Genomic DNA, 20,600 nt, shown 5'->3' on the forward strand with positions numbered 1-20,600 from the left:
GGCTAGAAGCTGTAGCGGGCCAGCCACTGGCCGTACTTGGGGTTCTCGCCGCGCAGGACCTTGAAGTAGGCGTCCTGCAGGGCCGCCGTGACCGGGCCGCGGCTGCCCTGGCCGATGACGCGGCGGTCCACCTCGCGGATGGGCGTGATCTCGGCCGCGGTGCCGGTGAAGAAGGCCTCGTCGGCGCAGTACAGCTCGTCGCGGGTGAAACGGTCCTCGACCACGGTGTAGCCCAGGTCCTCGGCCAGGATCATGACGGACTCGCGGGTGATGCCCGAGAGGATGGAGCCCAGCGGCGAGGTCTTGATGACGCCCTTGCGCACGATGAAGATGTTCTCGCCCGTGGCCTCGGACACGTAGCCCTCGGCGTCGAGCATGAGGGCCTCGTTGTAGCCGTCGGCCAGGGCCTCGCGCTTGGCCAGCACGGAGTTGACGTAATTGCCGCAGGTCTTGGCCTTGGTCATCATGACGTTGACGTGGTGGCGCGTGAAGGACGAGGTCTTGACGCGGATGCCCTTCTCCAGGGCCTCGGCGCCGAGGTACGCGCCCCAGGGCCAGGTGGCGATGATGGTCTGGATGGGGTTGTCGCCCGGATAGACGCCCATGACGCCCGCGCCGATGAAGGTCAGGGGACGGATGTAGCCCTCGGACAGCCTGTTGACCTTGAGGGTTTCGATGATGGCCGCGCTGATCTGGTCCTGGGTGAAGGGGATGGTCATCTCGTTGATCTTGGCCGACAGGAAGAGGCGCTCCACGTGCTCCTCCAGCCGAAACACGGCCGAGCCGCCGTCGGTGCAGGCGTAGCAGCGAATGCCCTCGAACACGCCCACGCCGTAGTGCAGGGTGTGGGTCAGGACGTGGACCTGGGCTTCGTCCCAGGGCACGAGTTTGCCGTCGAACCAAATCTTGTCTGCTTTCTGAACCATGGAATCCTCCTCGCGGTGGGCGTCGTTGTGGCGCGGCGGGGCGCACGGCCCCGAGCGTCGCGGAACACTAGGTCAAGGCGCATGTCCCGGTCAAGGGAGGCCCCCCAAGGCCGCAGGCCCTTACGAATCCTTGTTGTGACTGGAGCGGAAGATCATGCGGATGGGCGTCTTGTCCATGCGGAAGACCTTGCGCAGCTGGTTCTCCAGGTAGCGCACGTAGCTGCCGCCGAAGAGCTTCTCGTCGTTGACGAAGAAGACGAAGGTCGGCGGCCGGGAGTCGGCCTGGGTCATGTAGTAGATCTTGCCGCGCCGTCCGCCCATGACCGGCGGCTGGTGCCGCTCGGTGACCATCTTGACCAGGCGGTTCAGCTCGCCCGTGGTCACGCGCTGGCCGCACTGCTCCCAGAGCTTCTCAATGAGCGGCAGGAGCCCGCCCAGGCCCGCCATGGACACCGACGACGAATAGAGCACGGGCACATGGCCGCAGAAGGCGAACTGGTCCACCAGGTCCTTCTTGGTCTTGGCCAGTTGGTCCTTGGTCAGGAGGTCGATCTTGTTGACCACGATGATGAAGGGGATCTTCTCCGTGTCCAGAAAGGACAACAGCCGCTTGTCCTGCCCGACCACGCCGTCCATGACGTCGAGCACCAGCACGACCACGTCGGCCTGCTTGGCGGCCTGCATGGAGTGCACGACGCTGAAGTATTCCAGGGAATCGGTGACCTTGGACTTGCGGCGCACCCCTGCGGTGTCGACGAAGGTGTAGGTCTTGCCGCCGCGCTGCACGGTCACGTCCACGCAGTCGCGGGTGGTCCCGGCCTCGGCGCTGACCATGAGCCGCTTCTTGCCCAACAGCGCGTTGATGGTCGAGGACTTGCCCGCGTTGGGCCGCCCGAGCAGGGCGACCTTGAGACCGCCCTGAGGTTGCTCCACGCCCTCGCACAGGTCCTTCGGCAGCGCGGTCTCGATCATGTCGCGCAGATCGCCCATGCCGAAACCGTGGGCCGCGGACACGCACTGCAGGGGAAAACCCAGCGCGTAGAAATCCGCCGCCAGGGTCTCCTCCTGTTCGGGGCCGTCGACCTTGTTGATGATGACGCGCACTTCCTTGCCGCTTTGGCGCAGATACTGCCCGACCTGCTCATCCTGGGGATGCAGCCCGGCGCGGCCGTCGACGATGAACAGGATCAAATCCGCCCCGGCCATGGCTTCCCGGGCCTGCTCGAAGATGCTGATCTCGATCTCGTCGCTGGAGTCAGGGACAAGTCCGCCCGTGTCGATGAGCATGTAGGCGCGCGTTTCACCGCGCACCTCGCTGAAGATGCTGTCCCTGGTCACACCGGCCATGTCGTGGGTGATGGAGACCCGCTTCTTGATGAGGCGGTTGAAAAGGGTGGATTTGCCCACGTTGGGACGCCCGATGAGGGCCACCATGGGAAGCTGCTGGTTCATGGTCTGCGTTCCTGGCCGATGATCTCGGCGATACTCGATGTGTATGGCGGGGAAAGCACCCCGCGTTCGGTGACGATGCCCGTGATCAGGGAGTGATCCGTGACGTCGAAGGCGTAGTTGAAAACCGGGACCCCGTCGGGCGTGATCTGGGTGCCCCCGACGTGGGTCACTTCCAGGGGCGTGCGGTCCTCGATGGGGATGAGGGAGCCCTCGGGCGTGGCCAGGTCGAAGGTGGAGCTGGGCGCGGCCACGTAGAAGGGAATGCCGTAGTGCCGGGCCAGGATGGCCACGCCGGACGTTCCGATCTTGTTGGCCACGTCGCCGTTGGCCACGATGCGGTCGGCCCCGACCACGACCTTCTGCACCAGCCCGCGCTTCATGAGCAGCGAGCAGGCGTTGTCGCAGGCCACGGTCACGGGGATGCCGTCCTTGTGCAGCTCGTAGGCCGTCAGGCGCGCGCCCTGCAGGAAGGGCCGGGTCTCGTTGGCGATGACGGAAATTTTCTTGCCCATGTCCACGGCCCCGCGGATGACGCCCAAGGCCGTGCCGTACCCGGCCGTGGCCAGGGCACCGGCGTTGCAGTGGGTCATGACCGTGTCACCGTCGGCCAGGAGCTCCCCGCCGAAGCGGCCCATGGCCTTGTTCATGGCGATGTCCTCGGCGTGGATCTTCTGCGCCAGGGCGAGCCAGACGTCGCCCAGCTCGCGCGGGTCGGCCACGCCGCTTGCGGCGCCGCGCATCTCGTTCACGGCCCAGGCCAGGTTGACGGCCGTGGGCCGCGCCTGAGCCAGAAAGCCGAGCAGCCGGCCGAGTTCGTTCGTCCAGTAGGCCCCGGCGGCCATGGCCTGCTTCAGGGCGATGCGGCAGCCGTAGGCCGCCGTCACGCCGATGGCCGGCGCGCCGCGTACGACCATGGTCTGCAGGGCGTAGATGACGTCATCCACGGTGCGGCAGGCGAAGGTCTCCTCCACCAGGGGGAGCTTGCGCTGGTCAAGGAGCAGCAGGGCGCAGGCCTCGGCGTCGAATCGGATGTGGTCTTCCATGAGAGTCCTTTTCAAGAGAGAATGGGAATTATGGGAGTCATGAGATGTATGGGGTTTTGTGCATAAGTCCCATGACTCCCATGATTCCCATCCTCTTTTCCCAAAAAAAACCGGGCCACCAAGCAGCCCGGTTTCCACAGACAGGGGCGGAGCCGCTTCTTCAGGAGCGCTCGGTCACTTCCACCAGGTGGTAGCCGAACTGCGTCTTGACCGGTCCGTGGACCACGCCCACGGCTTCGTTGAAGCAGACGTGGTCGAACTCGGGCACCATCTGGCCCGGGCCGAAGGTGCCCAGGTCGCCACCGCGGCGGCCCGACGGGCACTGGGAATAGTTGCGGGCGAGTTCGGCGAAGTCTCCGCCTTCCTCGGTGATCTTCTTCTTCAGGGCCTGGCAGACCTCTTCGGTCGCCACCAGGATGTGACGGGCACGTGCTTTGGCCATGGTGATCTCCTTGATTTTTTCGTGGCCCTAACCCGATGCCCGCCGCTTGGCAAGACGCCTCAGGCGTAGCTCAACATGTGCGCCGCGACCTTGTCCATGTCCACGGGGCGCCGGTACATGGCCCCGTCCCTGCACTGCGGCAGGAGCGTCTCCTTGGACGGCCGCTGCTCGCGGAAGATGACGCCGATGGGGATTTCCTCGCCGAAGAGCATGGCCGTCTTCATGGCCTCGTCCCAGTTCGCGGGGTCGTGGGAGACCTCCTTGCAGCGGGACTTGTACCAGGCGAAGGTGTTGACCTTGTTGAAGGAGATGCACGGCGAGTGCATGTCCACCAGGGAGAACCCCTTGTGCTGCATGGCCGCGGCGATGGTCGCGGCGGCGTGCTCCTTGAGACCCGAAAAGGACCGGGCCACGAAGGAGGCGCGCATGGCCACGGCCACGGCCACGGGGTTGAAGGGCTGGTCGAACACGCCCAGGGGGTTGTTCTTGGTCACGTGGCCCGTCATGGTCGTGGGGCTCGCCTGGCCCTTGGTCAGGCCGTAGATCTGGTTGTTGTGCACGATGAGGGTAATGTCCAGGTTGCGGCGGATGGCGGCCAGCAGATGGTTGCCGCCCTCGCCGTAGGAGCAGCCGTCGCCCGACTCCACGACGACCTTGAGCTCAGGGTTGACGAGCTTCAAGGCCTGGGCCGGCGGCAGGGCGCGGCCGTGCAGGCCGTTGAAGCCGTTGCCCCGCACATAGTGCACGATCTTGGCCGCCTGGCCGATGCCCGAGACCAGGGCGAATTGGTGCGGTTCGAGGTCCTGCCGGGCCAGGGCGTCCTTCAGGGCCAGAAGCACGTCGTGGTTCCCGCAACCCGGGCACCAGGCCGTGACGTGTTCGCCGTATATCGTGCTGTCGATCATAATGCCTCCAGGATGGGAGCCAGGCGCTCCAGGACGTAGCCGGCCGTCAGGGCCCGGCCGTCGTAGCGCAGGACGGAGTTGGCGATGTGGAAACCCGTGGTCTCGCGCAGCAGCCGCGCGAACTGAGCCGTGCTGTTGCCCTCCACGGCCACCACGCATTCCGCCGCGTGCAGGCGCTGCAGGAAGGTTTCGGGCGCCAGGGGCCAGACCTGGGTGAAGCACAGACTCGCGGCTTTGACGCCCCGCCCCTGCAGAAGTCCTGCGACTTCGCGCAGGACTTCGCCAGAAGAGCCCCAGCCCACCAGGAGCAGGTCGGACTCGTCCTCGCCCGTGAAGACGGGCGGCAGGACCTCCGCCTGCAGCACGTCCATCTTGGACAGGCGCTTGTCCTGCATGCGCACGCGGATGTCCGCGGCCTCGATGATGTGCCCCTGCTCGTCATGCTCGTGGCAGTCGGCCAGGACCAGGCTCTTGCCGTGGCCCGGGATGCGGCGCGGCGAAACGGGCGCGGACCAATCGTAACGGTGGTAGCCGTCCGGGTCCGCGTCGCTCAGGTCGGGCTCTGCCACGGACGGCAGGGAGCCGAGGTCGAAGGGCTCCACGGACCGCACGGCGCTGGCCAGGTACTGGTCCGAGAGGATGAAGACCGGCCCCTGGGATTTCTCGGCCAGGTCGAAGGCCTTGTGCGTGAGGTGAAAGCAGTCCGCGACATCGGCCGGAGCCAGGATGGCGCGGTGGAACTCGCCGTGGCCGGCGCGCAGGACCAGCTCCAGGTCGGCCTGCTCCGTGCGCGTGGCCAGGCCCGTGGCCGGGCCGGGACGCTGGGCCACGGCGAAGACCACGGGCATCTCCATGACCCCAGCCAGGCTGACCGCCTCTGTCATCAGGGCAAAGCCGCCGCCCGAAGTGGGCACGATGCTACGGGCCCCGCCAAAGGACGCGCCCAGGGCCATGTTGGCCGCCGCGATCTCATCCTCGGCCTGCTCCACCACCACGCCCATGTCCACGGCCACCTGCGCCAACCCCTCGGCGATGGAGGTGGCCGGCGACATGGGGTAGTAGCCGCAGAAGCGCACCCCGGCGGCCAGGGCGCCCAGAACCAGGGCCTGGTTGCCGTCCATGGCCAGCCGGGTCACGGAGTCGCCCTCGCCCGGCAGGGGCAGGGACGGCGCGTTGTCCGCGGCCCACTGCATGGACGCGGACAGGACACCCAGGTTGCTGGCCACGATCTGGTCGCCCTTGGCCCGGAAGTTTTCCGCCACAAGCTCCCGCAGGATGTCCGCCCCGATGCCGAGCATGGCGCCGAGCACACCCATCAGGGCCACGTTGCGGAAGACGGGCCGCGAGGCCAGTTCGGCGAAGGGGATGCCGATGAGGCCGGGTTCGGGCGGCATGTCCCAGCCGCCGTCGACGAGGATGACGGCCCCGTCTGCGAGCCTGGCCCGGTGCAGTCCCACGCTTTCGCGACTCATGGCCGCCAGCAGGTCGAAGGTGTCGGGCGGACCCTGCACCGGCCGAGACGCCAGGCGCATGCGAAAATTGTTGTGCCCCCCGCGCACGCGGGACATGACGTGCTGCACGGTCAGCAGGTGGCGTCCGGAACGGACCACGGCCTTGCCCAGGAGTCCGGCCACCGTGTCCAGGCCCTGGCCGGCCTCTCCCCCCAGTATCAGATGAAGTTCTTCGCGCACGAATCTCTCCTTGGTTTCCCGTGGTCGCGACAACGCCGCACGGAAGTGAGCATGATGGCCCCTTTCGTTGCACATTTCGGCCATGGAGACAACCGCGGCCTGCCGATTGTCATGAAAATGACCCGGCGCAGGCTTTACGCCATGGCGTGAAATCCTTAATGCAGACCCGTCCGCACACCTTTCAAGGAAACGATCATGTCCTCAGAGCATTTCGTCATCGGCATCGACACCGGCGGCACCTACACCGACGCCGTGGTCCTCGACCGGCGCACCGGCCGGGTCCTGGCCGGTGCCAAGGTGCCGACCACGGCCCACGACCCGGCCCTGGCCATCGGCCGCGCCCTCGCGGACGTCCTGGCCGCTTCGGGCGCGGAACCGGGGCGGATCGGGCTGGTCACGGTGTCCACCACCCTGGCCACCAACGCCCTGGTGGAGGACAAGGGCGCCGAGGTCGGGCTCTTCGTCGTCGGCCACGACAAGCGCCTGCACGTCCCGGCGGCCGACTCGCGCTTCATCCCCGGCGGCCACAAGGCCCGGGGCGTGGAGGTCGAACCCCTGGGCATGGAGTTTCTGCTCAAGGGAATCTCCGCCATGCGCGGCCATGTGGACGCCTACGCCGTCTGCGCCCTGCTGGCCTTCGACGACCCGACCCACGAGCTGGTCGCGGCCAAGGCCATCGAACTGACGGACCCCAAACCCGTGTTCTGCTCCCACCAGGCCAGCAGCCTGCCCGGCATCGAGGAGCGCGCCTCCACGGCCGTGCTGAACGCCCGCCTGCTGCCCGTCATGCAGGACTTTCTGCAGAGCATCGACCGCTCCATGCAGCGCTTGGGCCTCACCTGCCCCGTGCGCATCGTGCGCGGCGACGGCAAAAGCATGGACCTCGACCAGGCCCTGCGCAACTCCTCCTCCACCGTGGCCAGCGGCCCGGCGGCCACGGCCCTGTTCGGCGCCGACGCCGCGGCCGGCGACACGGCCGTCATCGTCGACGTGGGCGGCACAACCACGGACATCACCCTCATTCGCGACGGACGCCCCGTCATCCGCGAGGAAGGCATGACCATCGGCGCCTGGCGCACCCATGTGCAGGCCGTGGAGATGTACACCGTGGGCCTGGGCGGAGACAGCGTGACGCAGGTTTCAAGCGGTCTGATCTCCCTCGGTCCGGCCCGGGTCGTGCCCCTGTCCCAGGCCGGGCTGCATCTGGATGGCGCGGCCCTCGACGCCGTGGAGAACCCGGCGGACTGGCTCGGGACGGACATGCGCGGGCAGTGCGTGCACCTGGCCCCGGGGACCATCCCCGGCGACGACCCGATCCTGCGCCGGCTGGCGGAGCGCGGCCCGGCCACGCCCTGGCAGCTGCGCCGGGACATCGGCATGGCCGAGTCCAGCCTGGAGAAGGCCATCGCCCGGCTGCAGGCGGCACGAAGGGTCGTGTCCTGCGGCTTCACGCCCACGGACGCGCTGCACGTGCTGGGGCGCCTGTCCCTCGGCAACAAGGATGCATCCCTGCGGGGGGCGAAGGTCCTGGCGGAACTGTGTGGCATGGCCCCCGAGGAGTTCTGCCTCCGGGTGCTCGAAAAGGCCGAAGGGACCATCGCCGCCACCATCCTCGAAGCCCTGAGCACGCGCGAGGTCGGGCCGGCCCTGGCCAGGTTCATGGGCCAGACCGGACAGAGCCACCTTCTGGACATCTCCATCCGCCTCAAGGCGCGGATCATCGGCATCGGGGCGGCCGCGCCGTTCCTGCTGCCGGCGGTGGCAGAACGCCTGGGCACGGAGGTCGTTTTCCCGGACCATTACGAAGTCGGCAACGCCCTGGGCGCGGCCGTCATGGACAGCATCAACGCGGAGGCATGATCATGCATTTCAGGGAACAGTGTTTTGCGGCGGCCATGGAAATCTGCAGCGAGAGCGAAGCGGCCGAGGTCGTCCACGGCTGGGTGCCCGGCGGATCCGGTTTCGTGGTCCACGCCTGGGCCGAGGTCGAGGGCGGCGTCTACGACCTGACCGAAAGCGACCGGCCCATGCGCAAGGCCGACTACTACGCGCACATGGGCGTGCGGCCCGAGCTGACCCGGCGCTACTCCCGGGTCGAGTATTTCACCCTCATGGCCGAAACCGGGAGCTTCGGGCCCTTCGACAAGGAGCTCTTCTTCGCCAACGAGACGGCCACGCTGGCCCAGGGATGACCCTGCCCTTCGCCGGTGAGGTCGCGGCCCTGGCCGCGGCCTTCATCTGGTCCGTGGCGACCTTCCTCTACACCCGCACGGGCAACCGCGCCCCGGCCGTGTTCCTGAACCTGGTCAAGGGCGCCGTGGCCGTGGCCATGCTCACGGCGACCATCCTGACCCTGGGCGACGCGGCGCCGGACCTGACGACGGCGCAGTGGCTGTGGCTGGCCGGCAGCGGCGTCGTGGGCATCAGCATCGGCGACAGCGCCTATTTTTCGGCCATCAAGCGCATCGGCCCCAGCCAGACGCTCCTGATCGAGTCCCTGGCACCGCCCCTGACTGGCGTACTCGGCATGCTTTTCCTGGGCGAAGCCATCGGCCTGACGGCCTGGCTCGGCATTTTCCTGACAATGTCGGGCATCCTCTGGGTGGTCACGGAGCACCGGCCACGCCAGCGCCCCAACCTCCCCGGCCTGGCCTTCGCCTCCCTGGCCGCCCTGTGCCAGGCCCTCGGCATGGTCCTGTCCCGGCAGGTCATGGTCACCTCCGAAATCACGCCCCTCTGGGCCGCCCTGGTCCGCCTGGGCGCCGCAAGCCTCGTGCTGTGGGCCGTCCTGCCCGTGATCAGACCGGGCCTGGTGCTGAACCGCGAAACCTGGCGGGCCGTGGGCACGGCGCGCCACGGCTGGGCGCTCTTCGTCCTGGCCGTGTTCCTGGGCACGTTCCTGGGCATCTGGCTGCAACAGGCCTCCCTCAAAATGACCAGCGCGGCCGTGGCCCAGACCCTCATCTCCGTCAGCCCCCTCTTCGCCCTGGGCCTGGCCAGGCTTGGCGGGCACCCCGTGTCGCGGCGCAGCGTCGTCGGCGCCCTGGTCACCCTGTGCGGGGTGGCCCTTTTCTTCCGCTGAACCGACCACTCCCCGCCGCGCCGACGGAGCGCTGGCGGAGCGGCGGGCGGCAGGGCTTGCGTTTTGGCTTCGTCCTGCTATTTCTGACGGCTCCGGACCCGGACATCCATCCCCAGGGGAGCCCCATGACAGATCAGTTTTCCTGTCCCGTGCAGACCCAGGCCGACCCCGTCAGCCTGGTCGTCTTCGGCGCCACCGGGGATCTGGCCATGCGCAAGATCTACCCCGCCCTGGCGTCCCTGTGCCGCAACCAGCTCCTCAGCCACGACACGCGCATCCTGGCCGTGGGCCGCACGGAGATGGACAGCGAGCAGTACAGGCAGCAGCTCGGCGACAGGCTGGCCGGCGTCGTCCCCTCCTCGTGCCTGGCGGATCTTGCCCCCAGGGTGAGCTACCTGCGCATGGACCCCGAAGAACCCGCGTCGGCCCGCTTCCTCGCCCTGGCCCTGAACGAGCTGGACGGCGGCGCCAAGGACCGCCTCTTCTACCTCGCGGTGCCGCCGTCGGCCTACATCCCCCTGGCCACGGCCATCGGCGAGGCCGGCCTGGCCCGGCAGGACGAGGACAGGCGCGTGCGCGTCGTCGTGGAGAAGCCCTTCGGCCGCGACCTGCCCACGGCCCGTGAGCTGGACGATGTCCTGCACCGCTATTTCCGGGAGAGCCAGATCTTCCGCATCGACCACTACATGGCCAAGGAGACGGTGCAGAACGTCCTGCTGCTGCGCTTCGCCAACGCCCTCTTCGAGCCCGTCTGGAACCGCCGCTACATCGACCACATCCGCATCACCGCCGCCGAGGACCTCGGCATCGGCCACCGCGCCGGGTTCTACGACCAGGCCGGGGTCCTGCGGGACATGTTCCAGAACCACATGATGATGCTCCTGGCCCTGTGCGCCATGGAGCCGCCGTCCCTGTTCGACGCCGAACTGGTCCGCGACGAGCGCTCCAAGGTCTTCCGCTCCCTGCGCCCCCTGGACCTGAAGCGCCTGGACGAGCAGCTGATCCTGGGCCAGTACGGGCCGGGCATGGTCGACGGCAAACCCGTGCCCGGCTACCTGCAGGAGCCCGGCGTGCGGCCGGACTCGGCCACGCCGACGTTCGCCTGGATGAAGGTCTATCTGGACAACTGGCGCTGGCAGGGCGTGCCCTTCCATCTCTGCTCGGGCAAGCGCCTGGCGGCCAAGCACACCGAAATAACGGTGCAGTTCAAGAGCGTGCCCGTGTCCATGTTCCGCAAGACCCACGGCGGGGCCATCCCGCCCAACAGGCTGGTCATCGGCATCCACCCCCACGAGGTGGTCCGCCTGGAGGTCCAGACCAAGGGCCAGGGCTCGCGACTGTGCCTGCAGGGCCAGTCCATGGAGTTCTCCTACGGCGCGCAATCCGATCTGGGCCGCCTGGACGACTACGCCAAAGTGCTGCTGGACTGCATCACCGGCGACCAGACCCTCTTCTGGCGCCAGGACGCCGTGGAGCTGTGCTGGGGCTTTCTGACCCCGGTTCTCGACCGCTGCGACTGCGCGGACGACGCCTTGCCCCTGCACACCTACGTCGCCGGAGGGCCCGGACCAAGGGAGGCGGACCGCGCTACGCCCTAAAGGGCCACAATTTTCAGCACAACGGACGCACCACCCGCAACCATCAACCCGACACGCATCAGGAGGACCCATGGCCGGTTTCGAAGGCATCAAATGGGCCGGTTCCCAGGCTCGCTACACGCTCCACGACAAGGCCTTCGCCATGGTGCCCACGGCCGACAAGGTCCCGGCGGTATCCCGTTCCATCCACTACGGGATCTGTCTGGCCTTCGAGGGCATCCGCTACTTCATCGGCCCGGCCGAGGACGGCAGCCTGCACATCCAGTTCCTGAACCTGCACAAGAACCTGCAGCGCTTCCGCCGCTCCATCTCCTTCAACCTCGGCACGGCCCAGCAGGCCATGGTGCCGACCGAAGAGGAGCTTGAAGGCCTGATCCTGCACTACCTGCGCAGCCCCGAGCTGGCGGACTTCATCCGGGAGATGGGCGAGACCGGCGGCCAGGGCTACCTGCGGCCCTTCACCGTGGACGAGTCCCAGTCCATCGGCGTGACCTTCCCCGAACGCCCGTCCATCCGCATGGTCACCTGCACCTACGACCGCTACCTGGGCGAGCCCTTCAGTGGCGTGGTCGTGCCCAACCTGGTGCGGGCCGTGGGCGCCAACGGCACGGGCAACCTCAAGCTCGGCGTGAACTACCTCCTGAGCGTCAAGGCCGTGGACGAGGCCAAGAGCATCCTGCCCGAGGCCAGCTCCGCCCTGTTTCTGGACGACCGCCTGGACCTGCCGCTGCGCGACCGCCGCATCACGGAATGGGATTCGTCCTGCTGCCTCATCGCCATGGCGGACGGCACGGTGGTGAAGATCCCCGAGAGCCCGCTCATCCTGCCGTCGGTGACCATCCAGGGCATCTGCGCCATCCTGCGCGAGGACGGCGTGACCGTGGAGGAGCGGGACATGACCTACGGCGAGTTCATGGCCCGGGCCGAGGCCGGGGAAATCGCGGCCATCGCCTCCATCGGCACGGCCGGCATCCTGAACCGGGCCCAGCGCCTGATCATGGTCGACGAGAACAACGCGCCCTGCTGCGAACTGCGCGCCCAGACCGACCACCCCATGTACCACGCCCTGGGCAAGGCCAGGCAAACCTACTGGGACATCTACCAGGACAAGGCCCCGGTACCCGCGGGCATGACCCTGCAGAGCTACCTGATCTGAAATGCGCCGAAGGCCTGAAAAACGTTCTGGCAAGGCGCGAACCGATTTTGGAGGGCGAAGTGTTGCCGTCTACATGAGCCCTTCAAAATCGGTGAGCAACGCAGTCCAGAACGTTTTTCAGGCCTTCGGCTGTTGACAACCGGGCCCGGACCCCATATCAGGCTTCCCACGCCTGGGGATGTAGCTCAGCTGGGAGAGCGCTGCGTTCGCAATGCAGAGGCCAGGAGTTCGATCCTCCTCATCTCCACCACAGGAAAAGTCAGGGTCTGGATGTAACAATCCAGGCCCTTTTTCTTGGCCGAAATTCCTCCACGCCCCCTTCCGACCTGCCGAAAAACCTCGGCCCACTCACTTCCTGAGAGATTCCCAACGGTTCAGGTTTTTTCCACGCCGTCGGAAGATTCGCTCCAAGCGCAGCATCCCTGACCATCAACCATCCCAGGGGTTTACGAGATGCACTGCGATGCCGGCGAAGTCCTTCACGTTGCGCGTGACCAAAGCCAGTCCGTGCGCCAACGCCGTGGCCGCGAGCAGGCTGTCTATGGCCGGCAGCGGGCGGCCGGCCTCGGCCAGCAGCCTTCCCCAGCGTTCGGCAACAAGTCTGTCCACAGGGAGAATCCGGCCGGAAAAAAAAGCGGGCAGTTCGTTTTCCAGCCAATCCTGCAAGGCGTGCCGACGCCTAATCTCAACGACCCGTTCGACTCCGTGGCGGATCTCTCCCACCGTCAAGACGCTCAGGTACAGGGACGCCGCAGGCTGTTTCTCCACCCAGCCCACGACATGGGGATCGGGCGACTTGCGGCGCAGCTCCGAAAGGACATTCGTATCCAGCAAATGGCTCACAGCAGCGTCTCCCGGCTCAGGCTCGTGTCACGATCCATCTCGACATCATCCAGCCCGTACAACGGCGACCGCCGCATGAACTCCACCAGGTTCCCCTGGGCCTGAGTAAGCCTCTCGAAAGCTTCCCTGGAAAGGACCACGGCCACGGACTTGCCATGCACGGTGATGTTCTGAGGCTGCTTCTGCGCCAGCTTGACCAATTCGGACATTTTGGCCTTGGCTTCCTGGATTTGCCATGTCTGCATATCGGACCTCCAGCGTTCTGACTTGACTAGTCAGAATATAGACAAAAGCCCGCAACCTGACAAGACGCTCCTGTGCGGCAGTCCCGTGTCCGGCATCACGTACTCATCTTTCCGTGACCATTGCGGCACGTTGCCCCGCTCCGGCCGACGAAATCACCTCGATGACTCAAGCGTGTTGCACTCCCCGCGATTCTTCAGCTATGGTCCACGACTGACCCGCCCATCCGCACGATTGCCCTCCCTTCATCGGACGGACGGAACCTCAACCCAGGAGGCATCATGGAACTCTCGGTGAAAACGAAAATCGGCGACCTGCTCGACGCGTACCCTTTTCTGCTCGAATATCTGGTCAAGCAGTCGCCGAAGTTCTCCAAGCTCGAAAACCCCTTCCTGCGCAAGACCGTGGCCGCCGTCGCCTCGGTCTCCAAGGCCGCGGCCCTGGGCGGGCTCGACCCGGACGATTTTCTTGCCGGCATCGCGGTGGAGATATTCAGGAAGTCCAACGACTCCGTCACCATGGTCAACAGCGGCGGGCGGGCGGAGCACGCGCGGGGCGTGTCGCGCGAGGAGCGGATCGAGGCCTTCAAGGGTATCGTCATGCGCCTGCACGGGGGCGAATCCCTCGACAGCCTGCGGCAGGATTTTCACGATCTGCTCAAAGACGTCTCCCCGGCCGAGGTCGGCGCCATGGAGCAGCGCCTCGTGGCCGAGGGCATCCCGGAGTCGGAAATCAAGAAGCTGTGCAACCTGCACGTCGAACTGTTCACCGCCGGTTCCGACAAACCCGAACTGCCGCCCCTGCCCGACGGGCACCCCATCCGCACCTTCCAGGCCGAGAATGTCCTGGCCGAGGAAAAGGCGGCGAATCTGTCCACGATCCTGGGCGGTGTGCGGGACGAACTCGGGTATTCGGGGGCGCGGAATGCCCTGAAGAACGGAGTCGCGGACCTGGCCGCCATCATCCGGCACTACGAGCGCAAGGAAAACCAGCTCTTCCCCATCATGGAGGCCCACGGTCTGACGGCCCCGCCGCAGGTCATGTGGGAGATCCATGACGACATCCGGGCCATGTTCAAGAAGGCCCAGGCCTGCCTGGAGTCCGCGCAGCACGCCCCGGCCGCGGAGGCCGTGTCCGAGCTGGTCCTGGCCGTACGCGACATGGTCTTCAAGGAGGAGCGCATCCTCTTCCCCATGGTCTTCGAGGCCTTTACCGAGGGAGACTGGCGCAAGGTCAGGCGGGGCGAGGCGGAGATCGGCTTCGCCTGGGTGGACCCGGGGAATGCCTGGCTGCCGGCCGAAGGGACGGCTGCCGTCGGCGGAGCCGCAGGCCTGATACCGCTCGACTGCGGACGCATGGAGCCCGAGGTGATCAATGCCCTGCTCAAGCATCTGCCCGTGGACATGACGTTCGTCGGCCCCGACGACCGCGTGCAGTACTTCTCGCAGACCGACGAACGGATCTTCCCGCGCAGCGAGGGCATCATCGGCCGCGAGGTGTCCAAATGCCATCCGCCCAAGAGCGTGCATGTGGTCGAGGAGATTTTGGCCCGATTCAAGAGCGGGGAGCGCGACACGGCTGAATTCTGGATCGAACTGGGTGGACGCTTCATCCACATCCGCTATTTCGCGGTCAGACGCGACGGCCGGTACCTGGGCTGCCTCGAAGTCAGCCAGGACGTCACCGCCATCCGCGCCCTGGAGGGACAACGGCGTCTCCTGGACTGGACGTGACGACTGCACCGCGGGAAGCCCGGACAATCTTTCGAACCGGTTCTCGTGACGCGGCGAGACCTTTGACCGCGCGCAAATCCGTAATTCCACTCTGACCGTTGCCGGGCGGCGTCTCTTTCATGGGACGCTGCCCGTTCCGTTACACGTTCGAGCATCCGGGACGCGAGGCAGGCGACGCCGTGCACCCTTGCGCTTTGTCTTCCGACTCGCGTAAGAAATATCCAGGGCGACGACGCCCACGAGAATTCACCCCCGTCCACACCAGCGAGGCCCAATGTCCCGGAAGCGGAAGGCCAGCATCCCCAGCGCGTTTTTGCGCTTCACATCGATCATCTCGACCGCGAGCCTGCTGCTTCTGGGCGTCTTGTGGGTCTGCGACGACATCTACCATTTCGAAAAGGACAGCGCCGAATACCGGCAGGAATTCCTGGAGACGCGCAAACGCGAAGTCAGACACGAGGTCGACGCCTTTCTGGCCGAAATCGCGGACCGGCGCGGCGCCCTGGAAGAGTCCCTGCGGCGGAACATCCGTGACCGGGTCGACGAGGCCTGGTCCGTGGCCGACAACCTCTACCGGCACAATTCGGGACGCATGGGGCGGAAGGAACTGGCCGGGATGATCCGCGAGGCCCTGCGCCCCATCCGCTACAACGACGGGCGGGGCTATTTCTTCGCCACGGGCCTCGACGGGGTGGAGCAGCTCTTCGCCGACCGGCCGGAGTTCGAGGACCGGAACCTCATGGACATGAAGGACCCGTCGGGAAAACCCGTCATCCGGGACATGATCCGCATCGCCAGGGAACGGGGCGCTGGTTATTACGAATATTTCTGGACCAAACCCGGCAGCCCCGGGCGCGACCACCGCAAGCTCGCCTACATCCGCCACTTTCCCGCGCTCGAATGGCTCATCGGCACCGGGGAATACCTCGAAGACGTCGAGAACGACCTCAAGGCCGAAATACTGCGTCTGCTGGAACGGGAACATTTCGGACAAGGCGGGTACCTCTTCGCCGGCACCCTGGACGGCTTCGGGCTGGCCGGTCCGGCCAAGGGCAGGGACATGCTCGCCATGACCGACGCCAACGAGCTGAAGGTCGTTCAGGAACTCGTCGCCGCGGCCAAGGGAGGCGGCGGCTTCGTCGAATACGTCATGCCGCCCGTCGTGGGCGTCACCCCGCACCGCAAACTGAGCTACGTGGCGCCGGTCAAGGATTGGGGCTGGTTTGTCGGCGCGGGCGTCAACCTTGACGTCGTCGAGGCGGACATCGCGCGCAAACGGCACGTCATCATGACCAACAGCATCAAGCACACCGCCATGCTGCTCGGTCTGCTCGGCCTCATCTTCCTCATCCAACACATTGCGGCCCGACGCGCTACGGCCAGGCTCCGGGAAGGTCTGGCCGCCTTCATGGACTTTTTCAGCCAGGCCGGTAGGTCCGAAGCGACCCTCGCCCCCGGCTCGCAGCCCTACATCGAACTGGAAAAGCTGGCCGCCACGGCCAACTCCATGATCGACGGACGCCTGCGCACCGAAAAGGCCCTGCACGACAGCGAGGCCCGGTATCGGCGTCTGGTGGACAACGCCCTGGACGCCATCTTCCTAGCCGACCGGTCCGGCCGCATCATCGACGCCAACAACGAGGCCTGCCAGAGTCTCGGATACACTTTTGCGGAACTCACGGCCCTGAACGTCTGGGATGTGGACATCCATGCATCGGCCGAAGGTTTCGGACAACTCCTCGACATGCTGAACGAAAAGGGAGCCGCGATGCTCCAGGGCGCCCACCGCAAGAAGGACGGCACCGTGTTTCCGGTGGAGATTCAGACCACCGTCTTCCAGGAGAACGGCGACCTGCTCGTCCTCGGCGTGGCCCGCGACATCTCCGCGCGGATCGAGGTCGAAGAAAAGCTCCGGCAGTCCGAAAAGACGTTCATCCAGCTCTTCCAGTCCTCGCCGGAAGCCATCTTCCTCGTGCAGACGGAGAGCGAACGCATCAGGGAGGTCAACGAGGCCTGCGTGCGCCTCTTCGGCCATGCCCGTGAGGACCTGCTGGGGAAAACCGCCATGGAAGCGGGCCTGCACGCCCGCCAGAGCGATCGTGACACGATTCTCGGCCAGTTGCGCCGGGGCGGGGAGATCAAGGACTACGAACTGCAGATGCGGCACAGGGACGGACGCATCCTGGACTGCGTGCTCTCGAGCCAAGTTCTGAACATCGGGGGCGAACGCCATCATCTGGCATCCTACCACGACATCACGGAACAGAAGAAAATCCAGGAAATGCTGATCCAGTCCGAAAAAATGATTTCCGTCGGCGGCATCGCAACGGGCATCGCCCACGAGATCAACAACCCGTTGGGCATCATCCTGCAGGCGGCCGAGAACCTGGCGCTCAGGACACGGCCCGATTTCCCCAAAAACCTGGAAGCCGCCGAGGCCGTCGGCCTCGATCTCGGGCTCATGGACCGCTACATGAAAGTCCGCAAGCTCGACGTCTTCATCCAGGACATCCGCGAGGCGGGCATCCGGGCGGCCTTCATCGTGCGCAACATGCTCGACTTCAGCCGGCGCGGCGAATCCAGACGCAGCATGTGCCGCATGCGCGACATCACGGAAAAGGCGCTGAACCTGGCCCGCAGCGACTACGACCTGAAGAAGCACTACGATTTCCGCAACATCCGCATCAACATCAAGGAGGAGCCCGATATCCCGGCCGTTTTCTGCAGCGAGACGGAGATGGAGCAGGTTTTCCTCAACCTCTTCCGCAACGCGGCCCAGGCCATCGCCTCCGCCGACATCCCCGCGGGCGAACCGCGCATCGAGGTCCGCATCTCCGTCCCGGCCGAAGGCTGGGTCCGGGTGGAGGTCGAGGACAACGGCCCGGGCATCCCGCCAGAAGCGCGCAGGCGCATCTTCGAGCCCTTCTTCACCACCAAGAAACCGGGGGAGGGAACAGGCCTGGGCCTGGCCGTGAGCTACTTCATCGTGACCAGCGGACACCGCGGAAGGATCCACGCCGCGCAGGGCTCCGCGGGCGGGGCCTGCTTCACCGTGGACTTGCCGGTCCAGCCCGGGAGCACCCCGCAGAACGCGGAGCGCTGACACGCGGAAACGCCGCCTTCCGGCTGGCGCTCGAAGATGCGCATGGGCAGGTCTGCCGCGTAAAATGCGGCAGGCGCTCCGCTCCCGACATTTTTCTTTGCAGAACAAAAAAACCGCGTTAGCGTCCGGTCAGCCCCGCGAGGGCCTTCTCCAAAGAACACTCAGACAGAGCACCGAACATGCGTCCCAAGCTCAGAACGGGTTACCCCGTGACCGTCCACGGCCAGACCTTCACCAAGGTCGGCATCGTCTGCGATGTTTCGACCTACGACCTCGACGGCGCCCTGCAGGTTGTCTATGTGGACGCGGCCTTCAAGGCCCGGCGCACGGTCGTGGTCTGGCGGGACGGCCGCTTCGAGTGGGCCGACCCGTCCACCCCCGGCATCGACGCCGAAAACGACCCCGCCCTCGAAACCTACGTGACCACGGTCAAGAACGGCCGCTACTAGACCCCCTCCAGGCGGCAGTGCTGCTCGTAGAAGGCGCTGCCCCCGCCCATGTCCGTCTCCACCGCCCGGATGATGCGGTTCACCCCGCCCCCGAACCTGCCCCACGGCCCGCGCCTGTAGACGACGCAGCCAGGGTGGACGGCCGCGTCCGCAGTCAAATCCACATCCAGGAACCCGAGTTCCGTGACGATGCGTCCCGGACCGGGCCCCAGCCCCAGGGCGCGCAGCGTGTCCGGATGCACGGCGACCGCTGGTCGCGCGGCGTGATCCTCGGGCAGGATCTGGGAATGAACGAAGCGGCGGTTGATGAGGGTCAAGAGCTGCAGCGGGTACCCGGCCGGCGGGTCCAGGGGCGGGTCCAAGCGGGTGGGCAGGCGGTACAGGCCGTCGGCGTGGCCGAAACGCAGGCCCTCGAAGGCCACGGCCGGATGGGTCGAGCGGGCGTAGCCCGCGACGCGCAACTCCTCCAGGGTCGTATCCAGGGTGCGCGAGCACAGGGCCCGGCGCAGGGCCTCCTCGGGCTTCGGCAACTCCAGGCCGAGCCGGCGCCCGAGGTCCGAGAGGATGTCGTAGTCCGTGCGCACGCCTGCCGGGGGCTCCGCGGCCTTGCCGCTCCACTGCACGTACTCGTGCATGAAGGAGCCCACGGCGTCGTCCTGTTCGAGCATCAGCGCCACGGGCAGGACCAGGTCCGCGACCTCGGCCGTGTCGGTCATGAAGGCGTCGCAGACCACGACGAAATCGAGGCCGTCCAGGGCGCGGGCCACCGCGCCGGCCTCGGGGAACTGGTTGGCCGGGTTGATGCATTCCACCCAGGCCATGCGCACGGGCGGGTCGGCGCGGGCGATCTCGCGGGCCAGGTCGGGCATGAGCAGCGTGCGGCCGTAGCTCGTGGACGCCTTCCAGGGCACGTCGAAGTTGGCCATGGAACTCAGGTTGTAGTAGGCGCCCCCGCCGCTGCGGCCCACCTGCCCAGAGAGCATGGCCAGGGCGTTGACGAAGCGCACGTTCTGCCCGCCGAAGCGGTAGCGCTGCATGCCCCAGCCCAGAAGGGAGGCCACGGGCGAGGGGCCGGCGTACAGCCCGGCCAGGAAGTCCGCGTCCTCGCGGGACGCCCCGCACCACCGAAGCGGTTCATCCCCGCAGCCGTCCAGGAGCGCCCGGAAGGCGGGCAGGTCACGGCAGGCCGCCGCCACCTCCGGCGCCACGCCCTTGCGTCGCAGCACCTCCTGCAGCACGGCCGCGGCCAGGAAACGGTCCGTGCCGGGGCGGATGCGCACGAAGCGGTCGGTGAACCCCTCGGCCGTGTCCGCGCCCGGCGCGATGGTCACCACGGGCACGCCGCCCTTGCGCAGCTGCCGGACCATGGCCGCCGTGTGCACGGAGCCCCGCTTCAGGTCGCGGCCCCAGTTGACCAGGGCCGACGTGCGCAGGATGTCCGTGATGTCGTTGTGGCGCAGGGCACCGAAGTCCTCGACGCAGGCCGATATCCCGGCCTCGTCGCACAGGGAGCCGTGCAGACCCGAGGCGCCCAGGGTGCGGAAGAAGAGCGTCGAGAGGAACTTGACCACGCCCCGGTTGCCCGAGCCGCGCACGTGCAGGATGGAACGGGGCTCGTCCCGGTACAGGTTCATTTTCTCGGCGCAAAGTCCCAGGGCCTCGTCCCAGCCGATGTCCCGCCACGCGCCGTCAACCTTCAGGCGAGGGGAGCGCAGGCGGTGCGGGCTTGCGAGCCTGCGGCGGTGCACGTCGAGCTTGGGGCAGACGAAGCCGCGGGTGAAGGGGTGGTCGGGGTTGCCGCGCAGGCGCAGCCCGCCGGGGCCGTTTTCGGCCACGATGGAGCAGGCGTCGGGGCAATCGAGGGTGCAGGCGGTGATAGTCATGTATTCTCCACAAGGGCCCAGTACCAATGGGCATTTATGCGTGTTCGTCCG

At 66.8% G+C, this 20,600-nt stretch carries 17 protein-coding genes and 1 tRNA gene; 9 read left to right on the top strand and 9 right to left on the bottom strand.

Annotated elements, in window-relative coordinates; translation table 11 throughout:
• Nucleotides 1-2 precede the first annotated feature (2 nt).
• From ACYQ3G_RS16035 to ACYQ3G_RS16060, 6 genes are all read right to left on the bottom strand, one after another.
• The gene (locus ACYQ3G_RS16035; protein ID WP_459827383.1) at nt 3-926 is read right to left on the bottom strand and encodes a branched-chain amino acid transaminase; all 924 of its coding nucleotides are present in this window, start codon (nt 924-926) and stop codon (nt 3-5) included.
• A 120-nt stretch (nt 927-1,046) separates the two neighbouring features.
• Nucleotides 1,047-2,378, bottom strand: coding sequence for a ribosome biogenesis GTPase Der (gene der / locus ACYQ3G_RS16040; protein ID WP_459827386.1), 1,332 nt, complete (start codon nt 2,376-2,378; stop codon nt 1,047-1,049).
• Nucleotides 2,375-3,421, bottom strand: a complete 1,047-nt coding sequence (gene mtnA / locus ACYQ3G_RS16045; protein ID WP_459827389.1) for an S-methyl-5-thioribose-1-phosphate isomerase — start codon at nt 3,419-3,421, stop codon at nt 2,375-2,377. Before mtnA ends, der begins: the two co-directional genes overlap by 4 nt.
• Before the next feature lie 160 nt (nt 3,422-3,581).
• Nucleotides 3,582-3,863: a peptidylprolyl isomerase gene (locus ACYQ3G_RS16050; RefSeq protein ID WP_028577960.1), complete on the bottom strand. Its 282-nt coding sequence runs from the start codon at nt 3,861-3,863 to the stop codon at nt 3,582-3,584.
• 59 nt (nt 3,864-3,922) lie between these two features.
• A complete protein-coding gene (locus ACYQ3G_RS16055) occupies nt 3,923-4,768 on the bottom strand; it encodes a thiamine pyrophosphate-dependent enzyme (protein WP_459827392.1) in 846 nt (281 codons plus the stop codon).
• Complete coding sequence (locus tag ACYQ3G_RS16060) at nt 4,765-6,459, bottom strand: 2-oxoacid:acceptor oxidoreductase subunit alpha (RefSeq protein ID WP_459827395.1); 1,695 nt, start codon at nt 6,457-6,459, stop codon at nt 4,765-4,767. Before ACYQ3G_RS16060 ends, ACYQ3G_RS16055 begins: the two co-directional genes overlap by 4 nt.
• A 195-nt stretch (nt 6,460-6,654) precedes the next feature.
• Here ACYQ3G_RS16060 and ACYQ3G_RS16065 point away from each other — a divergent pair, with 195 nt between their 5' ends.
• From ACYQ3G_RS16065 to ACYQ3G_RS16090, 6 genes are all read left to right on the top strand, one after another.
• Nucleotides 6,655-8,319: a hydantoinase/oxoprolinase family protein gene (locus ACYQ3G_RS16065; RefSeq protein WP_459827398.1), complete on the top strand. Its 1,665-nt coding sequence runs from the start codon at nt 6,655-6,657 to the stop codon at nt 8,317-8,319.
• Between the two features lie 2 nt (nt 8,320-8,321).
• A complete protein-coding gene (locus ACYQ3G_RS16070; protein ID WP_459827401.1) occupies nt 8,322-8,651 on the top strand; it encodes a hypothetical protein in 330 nt (109 codons plus the stop codon).
• Complete coding sequence (locus ACYQ3G_RS16075) at nt 8,648-9,541, top strand: DMT family transporter (protein WP_459827404.1); 894 nt, start codon at nt 8,648-8,650, stop codon at nt 9,539-9,541. The genes ACYQ3G_RS16070 and ACYQ3G_RS16075 overlap by 4 nt, the downstream gene beginning before the upstream one ends.
• Before the next feature lie 125 nt (nt 9,542-9,666).
• Nucleotides 9,667-11,139 (top strand): glucose-6-phosphate dehydrogenase, encoded by a 1,473-nt coding sequence (zwf, locus tag ACYQ3G_RS16080; RefSeq protein ID WP_459827407.1) that lies wholly within the window; start codon nt 9,667-9,669, stop codon nt 11,137-11,139.
• 70 nt (nt 11,140-11,209) lie between these two features.
• Nucleotides 11,210-12,295, top strand: coding sequence for an aminotransferase class IV (locus ACYQ3G_RS16085; RefSeq protein ID WP_459827410.1), 1,086 nt, complete (start codon nt 11,210-11,212; stop codon nt 12,293-12,295).
• Between the two features lie 174 nt (nt 12,296-12,469).
• A tRNA-Ala gene (locus ACYQ3G_RS16090) sits at nt 12,470-12,545 on the top strand.
• A gap of 179 nt (nt 12,546-12,724) precedes the next feature.
• Here the strand turns inward: ACYQ3G_RS16090 and ACYQ3G_RS16095 are convergent.
• Nucleotides 12,725-13,138 carry a type II toxin-antitoxin system VapC family toxin gene (locus ACYQ3G_RS16095; RefSeq protein WP_459827412.1) on the bottom strand — a complete coding sequence of 138 codons (414 nt, stop codon included), beginning with the start codon at nt 13,136-13,138 and terminating at the stop codon, nt 12,725-12,727.
• Nucleotides 13,135-13,383 (bottom strand): type II toxin-antitoxin system prevent-host-death family antitoxin, encoded by a 249-nt coding sequence (locus ACYQ3G_RS16100; RefSeq protein WP_459827414.1) that lies wholly within the window; start codon nt 13,381-13,383, stop codon nt 13,135-13,137. The genes ACYQ3G_RS16095 and ACYQ3G_RS16100 overlap by 4 nt, the downstream gene beginning before the upstream one ends.
• Nucleotides 13,384-13,662: 279 nt before the next feature.
• On the opposite strand from ACYQ3G_RS16100, the gene ACYQ3G_RS16105 reads away from it, so the two are divergent.
• From ACYQ3G_RS16105 to ACYQ3G_RS16115, 3 genes are all read left to right on the top strand, one after another.
• Nucleotides 13,663-15,114 (top strand): DUF438 domain-containing protein, encoded by a 1,452-nt coding sequence (locus tag ACYQ3G_RS16105; RefSeq protein ID WP_459827417.1) that lies wholly within the window; start codon nt 13,663-13,665, stop codon nt 15,112-15,114.
• Nucleotides 15,115-15,388: 274 nt separating this feature from the next.
• Entirely contained in the window at nt 15,389-18,217 is a 2,829-nt protein-coding gene (locus tag ACYQ3G_RS16110; protein WP_459827419.1) for a cache domain-containing protein, read from the top strand.
• 179 nt (nt 18,218-18,396) lie between these two features.
• Nucleotides 18,397-18,666 carry a hypothetical protein gene (locus tag ACYQ3G_RS16115; RefSeq protein WP_459827422.1) on the top strand — a complete coding sequence of 90 codons (270 nt, stop codon included), beginning with the start codon at nt 18,397-18,399 and terminating at the stop codon, nt 18,664-18,666.
• Here the strand turns inward: ACYQ3G_RS16115 and ACYQ3G_RS16120 are convergent.
• Complete coding sequence (locus ACYQ3G_RS16120; protein WP_459827425.1) at nt 18,663-20,549, bottom strand: molybdopterin-dependent oxidoreductase; 1,887 nt, start codon at nt 20,547-20,549, stop codon at nt 18,663-18,665. The two genes, ACYQ3G_RS16115 and ACYQ3G_RS16120, sit on opposite strands and share 4 nt — an antisense overlap.
• Nucleotides 20,550-20,600: the final 51 nt, after the last annotated feature.

This window comes from Desulfomicrobium salsuginis (genome assembly GCF_054657795.1).

Bases quoted from the DNA above. Each gene is read 5' to 3' on its own strand.
- ACYQ3G_RS16110 (WP_459827419.1), top strand. From the start codon at position 15,389: ATGTCCCGGAAGCGGAAGGCCAGCATCCCCAGCGCGTTTTTGCGCTTC.
- ACYQ3G_RS16115 (WP_459827422.1), top strand. From the start codon at position 18,397: ATGCGTCCCAAGCTCAGAACGGGTTACCCCGTGACCGTCCACGGCCAG.
- ACYQ3G_RS16065 (WP_459827398.1), top strand. From the start codon at position 6,655: ATGTCCTCAGAGCATTTCGTCATCGGCATCGACACCGGCGGCACCTAC.
- ACYQ3G_RS16075 (WP_459827404.1), top strand. From the start codon at position 8,648: ATGACCCTGCCCTTCGCCGGTGAGGTCGCGGCCCTGGCCGCGGCCTTC.
- ACYQ3G_RS16070 (WP_459827401.1), top strand. From the start codon at position 8,322: ATGCATTTCAGGGAACAGTGTTTTGCGGCGGCCATGGAAATCTGCAGC.
- ACYQ3G_RS16100 (WP_459827414.1), bottom strand. From the start codon at position 13,383: ATGCAGACATGGCAAATCCAGGAAGCCAAGGCCAAAATGTCCGAATTG.
- ACYQ3G_RS16120 (WP_459827425.1), bottom strand. From the start codon at position 20,549: ATGACTATCACCGCCTGCACCCTCGATTGCCCCGACGCCTGCTCCATC.
- ACYQ3G_RS16055 (WP_459827392.1), bottom strand. From the start codon at position 4,768: ATGATCGACAGCACGATATACGGCGAACACGTCACGGCCTGGTGCCCG.
- zwf (WP_459827407.1), top strand. From the start codon at position 9,667: ATGACAGATCAGTTTTCCTGTCCCGTGCAGACCCAGGCCGACCCCGTC.
- ACYQ3G_RS16105 (WP_459827417.1), top strand. From the start codon at position 13,663: ATGGAACTCTCGGTGAAAACGAAAATCGGCGACCTGCTCGACGCGTAC.
- der (WP_459827386.1), bottom strand. From the start codon at position 2,378: ATGAACCAGCAGCTTCCCATGGTGGCCCTCATCGGGCGTCCCAACGTG.
- mtnA (WP_459827389.1), bottom strand. From the start codon at position 3,421: ATGGAAGACCACATCCGATTCGACGCCGAGGCCTGCGCCCTGCTGCTC.
- ACYQ3G_RS16085 (WP_459827410.1), top strand. From the start codon at position 11,210: ATGGCCGGTTTCGAAGGCATCAAATGGGCCGGTTCCCAGGCTCGCTAC.
- ACYQ3G_RS16035 (WP_459827383.1), bottom strand. From the start codon at position 926: ATGGTTCAGAAAGCAGACAAGATTTGGTTCGACGGCAAACTCGTGCCC.
- ACYQ3G_RS16050 (WP_028577960.1), bottom strand. From the start codon at position 3,863: ATGGCCAAAGCACGTGCCCGTCACATCCTGGTGGCGACCGAAGAGGTC.